This is a genomic window from Mesorhizobium sp. M7A.F.Ca.CA.002.05.1.1, assembly GCF_003998335.1.
Classification (GTDB): domain Bacteria; phylum Pseudomonadota; class Alphaproteobacteria; order Rhizobiales; family Rhizobiaceae; genus Mesorhizobium.
This window is the reverse complement of the sequence record NZ_RZQI01001532.1, coordinates 1-660: the sequence shown is the minus strand read 5'-3', so window position 1 is coordinate 660 and position 660 is coordinate 1. Positions and strand designations below refer to the sequence as shown.

1 protein-coding gene is annotated in these 660 nt (G+C 61.1%); it reads right to left on the bottom strand.

Features of this window, described 5'->3' with window-relative positions; translation table 11 throughout:
* Nucleotides 1-660: ABC transporter ATP-binding protein (locus EN939_RS36860; protein WP_164751628.1), on the bottom strand; the 660-nt coding region annotated here is incomplete at both ends.

Genomic DNA, 660 nt, shown 5'->3' with positions numbered 1-660 from the left:
GGTCGGCAATGTCGGGTTCGGTGTCGAGTAGCTCGGTGTAGCGCCGGAAGCCGGCAATACCCTTGGGATAGGTCTCGATCACCGAGTTGATCTTCTCTATCGGCCGTACGAAGACTCCGACCAAAAGCAGGAAGCCGACGAAGCCGCCATTGCTGAGGCCTCCCGTGATGACGAGATAGCTGCCGGCGATCATGACCACGAGCTGGATCAGCCTTATGCCCATATAGTTCAGCGAATTGCTGGCCGACATGATGCGGTAGGCGTCGAGCTTGGTCTGGCGGTAGCGCTGGTTGTCATGCGCGAACAGCGTGCGCTCATGCTCCTCATTGGCGAAGGCCTGGACGACGCGCATGCCGCCGACATTCTCCTCGATGCGGACGTTGAAATCGCCGACACGCCGGTACAGCGCCTGCCAGTTGCGCTCCATGCGGTCGCCGTAGCGCATCGTCACCCAGGCGATCAGAGGCACGATCACCGCCGTGATCAGCGCCAGATGCATGTTGACCGTGAACATCAGCACGAAGGCGCCGGCGAAGGTCATGATGGCGATGAACAGGTCCTCGGGGCCGTGATGGGCGATCTCGCCGATCTCCTCGAGGTCCTTGGTGACACGGCCGACGAGATGGCCGGTCTTGTGGTTGTCGTAGAAGCGGAACGACA